The sequence below is a fragment of the Massilia sp. YIM B02443 genome (genome assembly GCF_030411955.1).
Classification (GTDB): Bacteria; Pseudomonadota; Gammaproteobacteria; order Burkholderiales; family Burkholderiaceae_D; genus Telluria.
On sequence record NZ_JASNRA010000005.1, the window covers coordinates 1 to 13,405 of the forward strand.

General features: G+C 66.9%; 12 protein-coding genes. 5 read left to right on the forward strand and 7 right to left on the reverse strand.

Features of this window, described 5'->3' with window-relative positions; genetic code table 11:
* Window positions 1–192 precede the first annotated feature (192 nt).
* Window positions 193–1,143: a cysteine synthase A gene (gene cysK / locus QPK27_RS06865; protein ID WP_290417469.1), complete on the forward strand. Its 951-nt coding sequence runs from the start codon at window positions 193–195 to the stop codon at window positions 1,141–1,143.
* A gap of 33 nt (window positions 1,144–1,176) precedes the next feature.
* On the opposite strand, the gene QPK27_RS06870 is transcribed toward cysK, so the two are convergent.
* Together QPK27_RS06870 and QPK27_RS06875 are read right to left on the reverse strand one after the other, a co-directional pair.
* Complete coding sequence (locus QPK27_RS06870; protein ID WP_290417470.1) at window positions 1,177–2,178, reverse strand: cation diffusion facilitator family transporter; 1,002 nt, start codon at window positions 2,176–2,178, stop codon at window positions 1,177–1,179.
* Window positions 2,175–2,519, reverse strand: a complete 345-nt coding sequence (locus QPK27_RS06875; RefSeq protein WP_290417471.1) for a helix-turn-helix transcriptional regulator — start codon at window positions 2,517–2,519, stop codon at window positions 2,175–2,177. Before QPK27_RS06875 ends, QPK27_RS06870 begins: the two co-directional genes overlap by 4 nt.
* A 159-nt stretch (window positions 2,520–2,678) precedes the next feature.
* On the opposite strand from QPK27_RS06875, the gene QPK27_RS06880 reads away from it, so the two are divergent.
* Window positions 2,679–3,143, forward strand: coding sequence for a nuclear transport factor 2 family protein (locus tag QPK27_RS06880; RefSeq protein ID WP_290417472.1), 465 nt, complete (start codon window positions 2,679–2,681; stop codon window positions 3,141–3,143).
* 111 nt (window positions 3,144–3,254) lie between these two features.
* On the opposite strand, the gene QPK27_RS06885 is transcribed toward QPK27_RS06880, so the two are convergent.
* From QPK27_RS06885 to QPK27_RS06900, 4 genes are read right to left on the reverse strand one after another with little or no spacing between them, the layout of a single operon-like run.
* Window positions 3,255–6,101 carry a pitrilysin family protein gene (locus tag QPK27_RS06885; RefSeq protein WP_290417473.1) on the reverse strand — a complete coding sequence of 949 codons (2,847 nt, stop codon included), beginning with the start codon at window positions 6,099–6,101 and terminating at the stop codon, window positions 3,255–3,257.
* Between the two features lie 8 nt (window positions 6,102–6,109).
* Window positions 6,110–6,436: a zinc ribbon domain-containing protein gene (locus QPK27_RS06890; RefSeq protein WP_290417474.1), complete on the reverse strand. Its 327-nt coding sequence runs from the start codon at window positions 6,434–6,436 to the stop codon at window positions 6,110–6,112.
* On the reverse strand, window positions 6,333–6,794 hold the full coding sequence (locus QPK27_RS06895) for a hypothetical protein (protein ID WP_290417475.1): 462 nt from the start codon (window positions 6,792–6,794) through the stop codon (window positions 6,333–6,335). The genes QPK27_RS06890 and QPK27_RS06895 overlap by 104 nt, the downstream gene beginning before the upstream one ends.
* Window positions 6,795–6,830: 36 nt before the next feature.
* A complete protein-coding gene (locus QPK27_RS06900) occupies window positions 6,831–6,941 on the reverse strand; it encodes a helix-turn-helix domain-containing protein (RefSeq protein ID WP_290417476.1) in 111 nt (36 codons plus the stop codon).
* Window positions 6,942–7,017: 76 nt separating this feature from the next.
* Between QPK27_RS06900 and QPK27_RS06905 the strand changes: the two genes are divergently transcribed.
* Window positions 7,018–7,215, forward strand: a complete 198-nt coding sequence (locus QPK27_RS06905; protein ID WP_290417477.1) for a hypothetical protein — start codon at window positions 7,018–7,020, stop codon at window positions 7,213–7,215.
* Between the two features lie 545 nt (window positions 7,216–7,760).
* Here the strand turns inward: QPK27_RS06905 and QPK27_RS06910 are convergent.
* Window positions 7,761–8,270 carry a CinA family protein gene (locus tag QPK27_RS06910; protein ID WP_290417478.1) on the reverse strand — a complete coding sequence of 170 codons (510 nt, stop codon included), beginning with the start codon at window positions 8,268–8,270 and terminating at the stop codon, window positions 7,761–7,763.
* Window positions 8,271–8,696: 426 nt separating this feature from the next.
* Between QPK27_RS06910 and QPK27_RS06915 the strand changes: the two genes are divergently transcribed.
* Both QPK27_RS06915 and QPK27_RS06920 read left to right on the forward strand, forming a co-directional pair.
* Window positions 8,697–10,787, forward strand: coding sequence for an ATP-binding protein (locus QPK27_RS06915; protein WP_290417479.1), 2,091 nt, complete (start codon window positions 8,697–8,699; stop codon window positions 10,785–10,787).
* Entirely contained in the window at window positions 10,784–13,393 is a 2,610-nt protein-coding gene (locus QPK27_RS06920) for an EAL domain-containing protein (RefSeq protein ID WP_290417480.1), read from the forward strand. The genes QPK27_RS06915 and QPK27_RS06920 overlap by 4 nt, the downstream gene beginning before the upstream one ends.
* Window positions 13,394–13,405 lie beyond the last annotated feature (12 nt).

Consider the following 13,405-nt stretch of genomic DNA (forward strand, 5'->3'; position numbering starts at 1 on the left):
CGTCAACGCAGCGATCAACCTGAGAAACATGGCGGTGAGTTTCACACGGTCAGTCCGACCGTGTCGGCCTGTGGAGGAGAAGGCTCTGGCTTTGCAGCAATGCAAGGTGAAACCGGCTCCGGCGAAGCAGGAATCCAACCGCAAAGCTAATTCCGGTTAGATTTGCATAAGTTTGGAGGAACGGAGGACGCTGTGCGTATCGCAAACGATGTCACTGAACTGATTGGCAATACCCCGCTGGTGCGCATCCGCAAGCTGGCGGCGGCTCAGGGAATCAACCCTGGGGCCGACGTGGTCGGCAAGCTCGAGTTTTACAACCCGGCGCACAGCGTCAAGGACCGCATCGGCCTGGCCATGATCGAGGCCGCCGAGGCGGCCGGCCTGGTCAAGCCGGACACTACCATCGTCGAACCCACCAGCGGCAACACCGGTATCGCGCTGGCGATGGTGTGCGCGGCGCGCGGCTACCGCTGCAAGCTGGTGATGCCCGAGACCATGAGCAACGAGCGGCGCATGCTGCTGCGCGCCTACGGCGCCGAGCTGGTGCTGACTCCCGGCGCCGAAGGCATGCTGGGCGCGATCCGGCGCGCCGAAGAGATCGTCGCGGCCGACCCGGGTTCCTTCATGCCGCAGCAATTCAACAATCCCGCCAACCCCGAGGTGCACCGCCGCACCACCGCCGAGGAAATCTGGCGCGACACCGACGGCAAGATCGACATCCTGGTGGCGGGCGTGGGCACCGGCGGCACCATCACCGGCGTCAGCGACGTGATCCGACCGCGCCGGCCGGGCTTTCAGGCGATCGCGGTGGAGCCGGAAGCCTCGCCCATGCTGTCGAAGGGGACCAAAGGCCCGCACCCGATCCAGGGCATCGGCGCCGGCTTCGTGCCGCGGGTGCTCGATACGGCGGCCTACGACGAAGTGATCGCGGTGAAGAACGAGGACGCCTTCGAGACCGCGCGCGCCGCGGCGCGCGAGGAAGGGCTGCTGGTGGGGATTTCGTCGGGAGCGGCGCTGTGGGCCGCGCTGCAGGTGGCGCGCCGGCCCGAGAATGCTGGCAAGCTGATCGTGACGATCATTCCGTCGTTCGGGGAGCGCTATCTGAGCACGGCCTTGTATGCGGGGTTGGCGGGGGAGTGCTGAAAGCGCAAGGGCATGCAGACCCTTGCCTCGCTTTCAATGCGCGTGTTCGTGCTCGTGTCCCTGCAAGGTGCAGTGATGGTGGGTCGTTCCCTGTTCCACCTGCAGCGTGCAGTGATGAATCGAGAAATCTTCACGTAGCGCGGCGGCCATCGCATCGAGCGCGGCATCGCCCGGATATCCGTCCGGCATCACCACGTGCGCCGTCAGCGCGTTCTCGGTGGTGCTCATCGCCCAGATGTGCAAATCGTGCACCTCGCGCACGCCCGGCTGGCCGCACAAAAAGGCGCGCACCGCGGCCGCATCCACGCCGGGCGGCACCGCCGCCATCGACAGCTGCACCGACTCGCGCAGCAGCGACCAGGTGCCGAGCACGATCACCACCACGATCAGCAGGCTCACCGCCGGGTCGATCCAGCTCCAGCCGGTGGCCATGATCACCAGTCCCGAGATCACCACGCCCAGCGACAGCGCGGCGTCGGCCGCCATGTGCAGGTAGGCGCCGCGGATGTTCAGGTCGCCCTTGCTGCCGGCCAGGAACAGCCAGGCCGAGAAGCCGTTGACCAGCACGCCGATGCCGGCCACGATCGAGACCGTGGCGCCCATCACCGGCGCCGGTTCGGAAAAGCGCTGCACCGCTTCCCAGGCGATCGCGCCGCAGGCCACCATCAAGAGCAGGCCGTTGCCCAGCGCCGCCAGGATCGACGAGCCGCGCAGGCCGTAGGTGTAGCGCCCGCGCGGCGCGCTTTTCGCCAGCATGGCGGCGCCCCAGGCCAGCACCAGGCCCAGCACGTCGGACAGGTTGTGGCCGGCGTCGGCCATCAGCGCGGTGGAGTGGGCGATGAAGCCGTAGGTGAACTCGATGATGACGAAGGCCAGGTTGAGGCCGATCGCCAGCGCGAAGGCGCGGCCGTTGCCGTCGGGCGAGGGCATGTGATGGTGGTGGTGGCCGAAACCGTGGCTGTGGCCGTGATCGTGGTCATGGCCATGGCCGTGGCCGTGGTCGTGCTTGTGGTCATGCGTATGGTGGTGATTCATGCGTCCATCCCGTTGGCGGGTTCGGCGATGTGCTCGAACATGGTGGAGAGCAGGCTGCTGATGTGGGCGTCGGCAGCGGAATAGAACACCTGCTTGCCCTGGCGCTCGGCCTTGACGATGCGGGCGGCGCGCAGCAGGCGCAGGTGGTGGCTGACCAGCGAACTGGACAGCGAAAGGGTGGCGGCGATGTCGCCCACCGCGGTCGGCTGCGCCAGGCAGGCCAGCACGATGCGCAGGCGGGTGGCGTCGCCCAGCAGGTGGAACAGGTCGGCCAGCTGGCCGATTGCTTCCTCGGGTGGCGTAGCGATCGGCTGCGCCGGATGAATGTGGTCGTGGCTCATATCTAACATGTGAATAGATGTTCACATGTTAGATGAAACGTCAAAAGGCCGCAACACGTATGCATTCGTTTTTTGTGGGCAACAACAACAACGGTTGCTATGCTCGTTTTCGCAACCTTGTCGCAGCGGCGGCAAGCGACCAACTTTCAGGGGGGCGACATGATGCACACACCGTTCGCGACGATCGTGCGCGCCGCGATCTTGCTGGCAGGATTTTCCATGGCTGCGGTGCAGGCCGCGCCTGCGGAAGACGAGGTGAAGACGCTGGTGCAGCGCTTCACCGCCGCCCAGAGCGGTTTCGATGCTTCCACGCTGAAGACGCTCACCGCCGACAACTACATCGAGATTTCGCCGCTGGGCGAGGTCGATCCGCGCGAGAAGATGCTGTCGTTTTATGTGAAGAAGGACGACAAGCCGCGGCCGGAGATCGGTGTCGATGAAATGTCGACGCGGGTGCTGGGCGACAGCGCGGTGACCATCGGCAGGGTGTTCTATTCGATGAACGCGGGTGGCCAGAACCGCACCTTCTCGCTGCGCTCAGTGTTCGTGGCGGCCAGGCAGGGTGGGGCGTGGAAGCTGGTGTCGGCGCAGTACACGCCGATCCGGCAGGCGACCCAACCGTAGGGTTGGCGGCTCCGCCGCCGACGCGGTGATGGTTGGCCGTGAAATCATCCGGCGCGTTGTCGGAGCCGATAACAATCACCGCGTCGGCGGCATAGCCGCCAACCCTACGGGTCAACGGGCGCTCTTGTCTTGCGCCTGACCGTCGTCGTCGCGGATTTCGGGCGGGCCGAGTTTCAGGTCGCGCTCGAGCGATTGCAGCTGTGGCAGGATGCGTCGGCGCTCGCCGACCGCCACCACGATCATCTTGTCTGGATCGAGCCACTGGCGCGCCGCCTGTTGCACGGCCGCGGCGTCGACTTCGGCCAGACGCTTTGCCAGCGTGTCGTAGTAGTCCGGCGGCAAGCCGTACACGAACAGCTCGGTCAGGCTGGCGCCGATGTCGGCATTGGTCTCGAACTGGCCCGGCAGCGACAGCAACTGGGCGTCGCGCGCCGCCTTCAGCTCGTCGTCCGACAGCGGCTGCGCGCGCAGCGCCGCGATCTCGCGGAAGATCTCGCGCACTGAAGCGCCGGTAGCGTCCTGCTGCACGCTGGCCTCGATCGAGAACGGCGCCGGCGTGCGGTCGTAGTCGAAGTGCGAGTAGATGCCGTAGGTATAACCGCGGGTCTCGCGCAGGTTGTTGTTCAGGCGGCTCGAGAACATCCCGCCCAGCACGCCGTTCATGACCTGCAGCGCCGGGAAGTCCGGGGTGTCGCGCGCCGGGCCCATGGACGCCACCTGCAGCGCGGTCTGGCCGCTGTCGGGCTGGTCGACCAGCACCAGGCGCGCCGGCGTCGGGCGCGGCGCGTCCGAGGCGTCGTCCGGCGCCTCGGCGGCCGGCCAGGCGCCGAAATACCGGTTCGCCAGCGTTTCGAGTTCGGCGCGCGTGATGTCGCCCGTGACCACCAGCGCCGCATTCGACGGCACGTAGTGGCGCTTCCAGAAAGCCGCGATGTCGTCGCGCGTGGTGCCGCGGATCGCCGGCTCCAGTCCCAGCTGGCCGTAGCCCTTCGGATGCTTCGGCCCGAACAGCGCACTGGCCGCCGCCAGCGCCGCCACCGTCTCGGGATCGTCGCGCTGCTGCATCAGTGCGCCGATGCGGTCGGCGCGCTGGCGCTCGATCTCGGCGTTCGGGAAGGCCGGGCGCTGCACGATGTCGGCCATCACGTCCAGTGCGCGCTCGAAGGTGACGCGCAGCGCCAGCAGCGAGACGGTGGAGACGTCGTCGCTGCTGCCGGTGTCCAGGAAAGCGCCCAGTTGCGCGATCTCGTCGGCGATTTGCGGCGCGCTGCGCGTGGCCGTGCCTTCTTCCAGCATCTGCGCCGTGAAGCCGGCCAGGCCGGGCAGGCGCTCGGGATTGGCGGCGCCGCCGCTGCGCACCACCAGCTGGCTCGACACCAGCGGCAGGGCCGGATTGTGGTGGTGGATCACGCGCAGGCCGTTGGCGAGCACGAACGATTCGCCGCGCGGCGCCTTGAAGCGCGGCGCGGGACCGGCCTTGGGCGGCGTGGCGCGCCAGGCTTCGGCCTGGTTCAAGGGGGCGTCGGCGGCGACCGCTTTGTCCGCCTTCGCGCCACGTTTTTTGGGCAGCGCCGGATCGTCGAACTTCGGCTTGCCGGGCACGCCGGTAACCACCGCGCGTGTGTTCTTCGACAGCCAGGTGCGCACCGCGCGCTGGACCGCGGCGGCGTCGACCCGGCGCAGGCGCGCCAGGTCTTTCGGCAGGTAGCCAGGATCCCCCGTGTACATGTTGTAATGGTTGAGCTGCTCGGCCAGACCGTCGCCGCCCAGCTTTTCGAGTGACGCCAGCAGCGCGGTCTCGAGGCTGTTGCGGGCGCGCTCGACTTCGCGCGGCGTCGGGCCGTGTTCGGCCAGCTGCGCCAGTTCGGCGTCGATCGCGGCTTCCAGTTCCTGCGGCGTGTGGCCGGCGCGCGCGGTGGCGTCGATCACGAAGGTCGAGGCCAGGCCGAGCGAGGTCTGGCCGGCGTCGACGTCCTGCGCGATCTGGCGCTCGTAGACCAGCGATTTATACAGCCGGCCGGCCTTGCCGCCGCCCAGGATGTGGGCCGCCACCAGCAGCTCGGCGTCGCCGTTCTGGTAGGCGGGCGGCGTCAGCCAGCCCATGAATACGCGCGGCAGCTCGACCCGATCGCGCACCGTCACCCGGCGTTCGGCCGTGATCGGCGGCGTGCTCACGTTCGGGCGCGCCACGTCGGGACCGCGCTTCAGGGTACCGAAGTAGCGCGTCACCAGCTCCCGCGTCTTGCGCTTGTCGATGTCGCCGGCAATCACCAGGCTGGCATTATTCGGGCCATAGTAGCGGACGAAGAAGTCGCGCACGTCGCTCAATTTCGCGCCCTGGATGTCGGCGTGCGAGCCGATGATCGAGGCGTGGTAGGGATGGCCCTTGGGGAACAGGGTCTGCGCCAGCGCTTCCTCGACGATGCCGTACGGCTCGCCCTCGACGGTCTGGCGCCGCTCGTTGCGCACCACGTCCTGCTGGACCGTCAATGCCTGCTGGTCGAGCACGTCGAGCAGGTAGCCCATGCGGTCGGCGTGCACCCACAGCGCCAGCTCGAGCTGGTTGGAGGGCACGGTGTCGTAGTAGCTGGTGCTGTCGTAGCCGGTGCCGCCGTTGCTGTCGGTGGCGCCCGCGCCTTCCAGCAGGCGGTCGGCCATGCCGCGCGGGATGTGGCGCGTCTGCGCGAACATCATGTGCTCGAACAGGTGGGCGAAGCCGGTCAGCCCCGGGGCCTCGTTGGCCGGGCCGACGTGATACCACAGGTTGACGGCGGCGATCGGCAGCCGCTTGTCCTCGACCAGGATCACCTGCAGGCCGTTGGGCAGCACGAACTTGTCGAAGGCGATGGCCGGCACGGCAGAGGTAGCTGGGGCCGGCGTCGGTGGGACATTCTGGGCCGGCGCGTCGGCTGGCGCACCGGCCAGCATCAGCGGGACCATCAGGGTAGGGATCTTCAATGTTTCTGCTATCGAAAAGGTGTATGAAAGTGTACACCAATCTCTTCCTGCCCCGAGCCGTCCTGGTGACCGTACTCGTGCCTGACAGGCGTGACTTTCCCGCCTGCAGCCGGAACTGTTCCAGCCGCAGTGCCACGCGTTACCGCCTGGCTCGCCTCGGGTAGCGCCGTTTGCGCCGCGAGGGCGCCGGTGGCGAGCCGTTGAAGGTTGATGGCCGCGTTCACATCGCGATCATGATGGGCGCCGCAGATGCAGGTCCAGGTGCGCTCTGCCAATGTCAATGTGGCGTTGCGTGCTCCACAGCATGAACACTGCTTGCTCCTGCACGGCGACATACCAATGATCCGCTTCACGCGACACATTCGCGCCCATGATCTTGCCCGGGAATCGGAGCATCTCGGCCAGCACAACCCGTCCAATCTTTGGCAGCACGATGCTCTTGTCTTCCAGCCGGAACCTGTCATTGGCAATATAGAACGTATCCCGGCAGCGGCCCTTCTTCTTGAAGGTGGGCCGGCCAACAGGTTTGTTACTCCGACGCTGCTCGGCATAGCGACGCCAGGCCCGCGCCAGATGGGCGAACGGCTGCGCATGCGCGTCGCGGTGGATCGTATGCAGCCAAGGCGTGCCTGCCGCATCGAGCCAGTCGGGATGGTCATACTTGATGGCGTTGAACTGTTTTTTCAGCGCCATGGCGTTCGGCCGTTGACCCGACGCCTCCTGGCGCAATCACTCGGCCAAGGCCCAGTTCCAGACCTTGCGCGCCGTTCCCGCCGCACGCGCGAAGTAGTCGACCTGCGCGGCTGTGGCTTCAAGCCGGATGCGGTGCGATAGCAACATGCTCGATGTCCTCGTTCAGCGCAGCATCCAGTTGGCGGCGGTCGTTTCTTAACCGAACCAGGCGACTCGAGAAGCCATGCACGATCGTCATCATGTCTTGCACCATTTCCTGTTCTGGCGCGAGGCGTTCCTAGTTCAATACCAACATTTCACAACCACGTTGATGTGCTATGTGCTCGAACCACGCGTACCCGAATCGCGTCAGGCGATCCCGATGCGCCAGCACCAGAATGCGAACCTCGCCTCGCCTAACCGCGTCGGTCAGCGCCAGTAATGCCGACGTTTGACATTGAGACCCGCACCGATTTCTCGATGTCATCCACATTCGCCAGTGCATGTATGGTGCAGAATTCTTCCAGAATTCGTCGCTGCTTGCACAGGCCGGGCTTTTGTGCGGCGCTCGATACCCTGCAATAAGCAATCATCCGATCCGGCGCCGGCCGGCATTGCATGCCGATGCGCTCTGCGGATCGCCATAAGGACGCAGTCCGGTCGGCCTACGCGCCATGGGCGAGAAGGTGCCACACTGGTCCCAACGCTGCAGTGGTTTTAGCGTCACACCAGGGCGGCGTGTTGCAGCGCCAGTCTTGTGCATGTTTTCCATGATGTCTCTCTAGCCCGGTCCACGTGGATTCAGACACCAACTTTGTTACCAGAGTTCTGCTCCAAATAATTCAGGGCGCAGCACGCCGTCGAAGCGCACGGCGCCCCTTTATTATCCGGATACGCAAGAAACAGGTGGCGTCGCCCCTGCCGACGCCGATCGCAGGGACGCCCTCGCAGGATGCCCTCGCAGGGATGCCCTCGCAGGGATGCCCTTTATTCGCAGAAGCGCAACAATCCCTTGAGCGCATGGGCGGTCGCCTGTTCGCGCACCGCGTGGCGGTCGCCCTGGAACACCAGCCGTTCTGTATACACATGGTCGCGCCGCGCCCAGCCGAAGCACACGGTGCCGAGCGGCTTGCCCGGCACGGCGCCGGTGGGGCCGGCGATGCCGGTGGTCGAGACGGCGACGTCGGCGCTGCTGTTGGCCACCGCGCCCGAGGCCATGGCGGCCGCCACTTCCTCGCTCACCGCGCCGAACTGGGCGATCACGGCGCTCGGCACGTCCAGCATGTCGGCCTTGGCGGTGTTGGTATAGGTGACGAAGCCGCAGTCGAACCAGTCGCCCGAGCCCGGGACTTCGGTGATCGAGTAGGCGATGGCGCCGCCGGTGCACGACTCGGCGGTGGCCAGCATCCAGCGCTTGGCTTCCATGGTTTCGCCCACTTTGCTAACAAGTTCGATGATGTCGTTGGTCACGTGAAGTCTCCTGTTGTCATCCTGCATTCCGTTCCGGGCGGGCTTGTCCGCGCATGGCCCATTCTAGCGCGTGATCGGCGCGCTGCGCAGCGCCGCACGCAAGGATAATCGCATCCGCGGGCATGGCATCCACAGGCGTGTTTACGCGGCGTGTAACAGTTTCAAAATCGGCTATTCAAACACCGGGAGAACGTTTACAGTGCGAGCCGCCTGCCACTGGCAAAAAAATGTTCCGTGCGACATGCCGCACGAGCGTACTGCTATGCTGGGACGCCCGCCGGGCGCGCCCGGGCAGGCCTTCATTTACTGATCCTTGAACCGAGATGCGGCACCAACCAATCGCGCGCAAACGGATACGGCAAACATGGCCTTGACTGCGGCAGCCGGCTATCCAGCACTCCCCGAACGGCACGGCGCGCCGCCGTGCCCGGCCATCCTGCGTCTGGAGGCGCCATGAGCGGCCAGCGTTCGATCCGCACCAAGCTGGTCAGAGTGGTGATGACCACCACCTTCGTTTCGCTGATGGTCTCGATCGCGATCGTGGTCGCCTACGACCTGCGCAGCTACCACCGCGCGCTGGTCAACGACCTGGCGACCCAGGCCGAACTGGTCGGCCACATGACCTCGGCCGCGCTCAGCTTCGACGACCCGCGCCTGGCCAACGAAAACCTGGCGCTGCTGCGCACCAGCCCCCTGGTGCGCGCCGCCGCCATCTACGACGCGCGCGGCCGCCGCTTCGCCTCGTATGCGGCGGCGCCGTCGTCCGACGCCGACGACGCCAGCGCCGCCCGCCCGCTGGCATTGAACCTGGACGACGCGCTGGCCGAAAAGGCCGGCGGCGAACTGCTGGTGCGCCAGGCGGTGGTCGAGAACGGCGACAGCGTCGGCACCGTGGTGCTGCGCGCCCACAGCCGCCTGCTCGAGCGCACCCTCGACTATCTGGTCATCGCAGCCGCCGTCACCGCGCTGGCGATGACCGTGGCCTGGCTGCTCACGCGCCGCTTCGGTAGCGTATTGACGACCCCGATCGTGGCGATCACCGAGATCGCGCGCGAAGTGGTGGACACGCGCGACTATTCGCGCCGCGCGCCGCGCATCGGCGACGACGAGGCGGCCGAACTGGCCGATTCGTTCAACGCCATGCTGACCGAGATCGAAGGCCGCACCCGCGAGCTGGAAGAGTCGCACAGCACCACGGTGCGCGAAGCCCAGGAACGCTCGCGCGCCCAGCAGGAAGTGATGCGGCTGAACGAGCAGCTCGAGCAGCGCGTCGACGAGCGCACGCTGCAGCTGGCGCTGGCCAACGCCGAACTGGCCAACGCCAACGAAGAGGCGCGCAGCGCCAACCAGGCCAAGTCGGCCTTCCTGTCGTCGATGAGCCACGAGCTGCGCACGCCGCTCAACGCGATCCTGGGCTTCGCCCAGATCCTGACCTCCGACGTGCTGCCTTCGACGCTGGAGCAGAAGAAGGAATTCGCCAACCACATCCTGAAGTCGGGGCGCCACCTGCTCACCCTGATCAACGAAATCCTCGACCTGGCCAAGGTGGAGTCGGGCACCATCACGCTGTCGATGGAACCGGTGACCCTGAGCGACGCCCTGTTCGAATGCCGCACCATGATCGAGCCGATCGCCGCCACGCGCCGGGTGCGGGTACTGTTCCCGGACGTCGACGGGGCGGTGGTGATGGCCGACCGCACGCGCCTCAAGCAAGTCATGCTCAACCTGCTGTCGAACGCCGTCAAGTACAACCGCGAAGACGGCGTGGTGGTGGTCGGCTGCGAGCAGCCGCGCCCCGATCGCCTGCGCCTGTCGGTACAGGATACCGGCCATGGCCTGAGCCAGGAACAGCTGGCCGGGCTGTTCCAGCCGTTCAACCGCCTGGGCCAGGAAGGCGGCGCCCAGGAAGGCACCGGCATCGGCCTGGTGGTGACCAAGCGCCTGGTGGAACTGATGGGCGGCGAGATCGGCGTCACCAGCAGCCCGGGCGTGGGCAGCGTGTTCTGGATCGAGCTGGCCAGCACCGCCCCGCTGAAGTCGGCGATCAGCCCGGCCATGAATGCCGCGCTCGGAGCCGGCGCGGCGGCGCCGGTGGGCGCGCCCGAGGCCGCACCGGATGCGGCCGAGCCGCACCTGCTGCTGTACGTCGAGGACAACCCGGCCAACCTGCGCCTGGTGGAAGAGATCGTGGCGTTCCGGCGCGACCTGCGCCTGCTGGCGGCGCCCGACGGCCACCTGGGCCTGCAGCTGGCGCGCGCGCACCGCCCGCAAGCGATCCTGATGGACCTGAACCTGCCCGGCATGAGCGGCTTCGAGGTGCTCAAGCAGCTGCGCACCGATCCCGAGACCGCCGCGATTCCGGTGATCGCCCTGACCGCGAATGCGATGCCGCGCGACGTCGAGCGCGGCCTGGCGGCGGGCTTTTACCGCTACCTGACCAAGCCGATCGACATCGACAAGTTCACCGAAGCGATCAACAGTACGCTGGCGCGCCGCGGCGGTCCGGACGCATTGGCCGCGCCAGGCGAGAGGAAGGCTTCATGATCACCCTGCAAGAGATCCGGCGCGCGAAGATCCTGGTCGTCGACGACGAGCCGGTCAACGTGCAACTGCTCGAATACCTGCTCAAGACCACCGGTTACGAAAACGTCCTGAGCACCTACGACCCGCGCCAGGTGGTGGCACTGCACCTGAAGCACCGCTTCGACCTGATCATCCTCGACCTGCACATGCCGGGCATGGACGGCTTCGACGTGATGGAGGCGCTCAAGCCCCTGGAGAGCGACTCGTGGCTGCCGGTGCTGGTGGTGACGGCCGAACCGGACAAGAAACTGGCCGCGCTGGAGGCGGGCGCGCGCGACTTCATCGGAAAGCCGTTCGACACGGTGGAAGTGATGACGCGCATCCGCAACCTGTTGGAAGTGCGCCTGCTGCATCGCGAGTCGCGCGACCGCGGCAACCAGCTCGAGCACGAGGTGCGCGAGCGCACCGCCGAACTGGAACGCTTCCGCGCGGCGATGGACGCCACGCCCGATGCGCTGTTCCTGATCGACACCGCCAGCATGGCCATGGTCGACGTCTCGGAAGGCGCCTGCCGCATGTTGGGCTTCTCGCGTGACGCGCTGCTGCGCATCGATCCGGTGGCGCTGGGCCTGGCCACCCGTTCGCAACTGGAACGCCACCTGGGCGAGGCGGCCGAGGCCGAAAAAGCGGGCGAGGAGCCGGAAGCCGACATCGTCGAAACCGAATTGATGCGCGCCGGCGGCGAAGGCTCGGTGCCGGTCGAGATCAGCTGGAAGCTGCAGGAGCAGGACCTGGACGGCAGCATGCACCGCATGCTGATCGCGGTGGCGCGCGACACCAGCGAACGGATCCAGGCCCAGGAACGGCTGCGCCACGCGGCCAGCTACGACGCCCTGACCGGCCTGCCCAACCGCAGCCTGTTCTTCGAACACCTGCGCGACACCATCGAACTGGCCCAGGACAAGAACTGGCGCGTGGCGGTGCTGTGCATCACGCTCGACCGCTTCAAGGTGATCAACGATTCGCTCGGCACCGCGCTCGGCGACGAGCTGCTGGCCGAATTCAGCACGCGCCTGGCGCGCTGCGCCGGCTCGCGCGACGCGGTCGGACGGCTGGGCGGCGACGAATTCGCGCTGATCCAGACCATGCCGCGCGACCAGCAGGAAGCAGTGAATCGCGCCAACGACGTGCGCGACGCGCTGCGCCTGCCGTTCGACCTGCACGGCCAGCAGGCCGCGCTGACCGCCAGCATCGGCATCGCCATGTATCCGGACGACACGACCGATCCGGGCACGCTGGTGAAATACGCCGACACCGCCATGGTGCGCGCTAAGGAAGCGGGGCGCGATGGCTACCGATTCTTCACCGCCGGCATGAACGTGCAGGTGCTGGCGCGCCTCGACCTCGAGCTGGCCTTGCGGAGCGCACTGGAAGACAACCAATTCGTGCTGCATTACCAGCCGAAACTGGAACTGAACACCGGCCGCATCGCCGGCGCCGAGGCGCTGCTGCGCTGGCACCGACCCGGCTACGGCCTGGTGTATCCGGCCGAATTCGTGCCGGTGATGGAAGAAACCGGGCTGGTGGTGCGGGTCGGCGAATGGATCATCGACGAGGCCTGCCGCCAGATCGCGGCCTGGAGCGCGGCCGGCGTGCGCGACATGCGGGTGGCGGTGAACGTCTCGAGCCGCCAGTTCGTCGAAGGCGACCTGGAAGGCGTGGTGCGCGCTGCGCTGGAGCGCCATGCGGTCGAGCCGGGCCTGCTGGAACTAGAGCTGACCGAGAGCGCGCTGATGTCCAACGCCGAGCACACCACCGAGGTGCTGACGCGCCTGAAGGCGCTCGGCCTGCGGGTCGGCATCGACGACTTCGGCACCGGCTATTCGAGCCTGGCGTATCTGAAGCGCTTCCCGATCGACAAGCTCAAGATCGACATCGCTTTTGTCCGCGACATCGTCACCAATCCGGACGACGCCGCGATCGCGCTGGCCATCATCAGCATGGCGCACAGCCTGCACATGCAGGTGGTGGCCGAGGGCGTGGAGTCGCGCGCCCAGATGGCGTATCTGCGGCGCCACCGCTGCGACGAGATCCAGGGCTTCTACTTCTCGCGCGCGCTGCCGGCCGAGCAGCTGGCCGAGATGGTGCTGGCCAATCGCGCCCAGCCGCACCAGGCGCCCGAGATCGACGACCGCGTGCAGACCTTGCTGATCGTGGACGACGATTCCGGCGTGCTGGCGGCGCTGCACCGCCTGTTCCGGCGCGAAGGCTACCGCGTGCTGACGGCGCAGTCGACCGACGCCGCCTTCGACTACCTGGCGCAGTACAAGGTGCAGGTGATCCTGTGCGACCAGCGCATGCCGGTGATGAGCGGGACCGAGTTCCTCAGCAAGGTCAAGGAGATGTATCCGGAGACGATCCGCATCATCCTGTCGGGCGACACCGCGCTCGACGCGGTGCTCGATTCGGTCAACCGCGGGGCGATCTACCGCTTCTATACCAAGCCGTGGAACGACCAGCAGCTACGGGACAACGTGCGGCTGGCGTTCAGGCAGTACTGGATGGAGCACGGGCCGTATGACGACCGCAAGGTGCCGCGCGAAGGGGATGAGGCGCAGGTGGCTTAGCGCGCGCCCGCC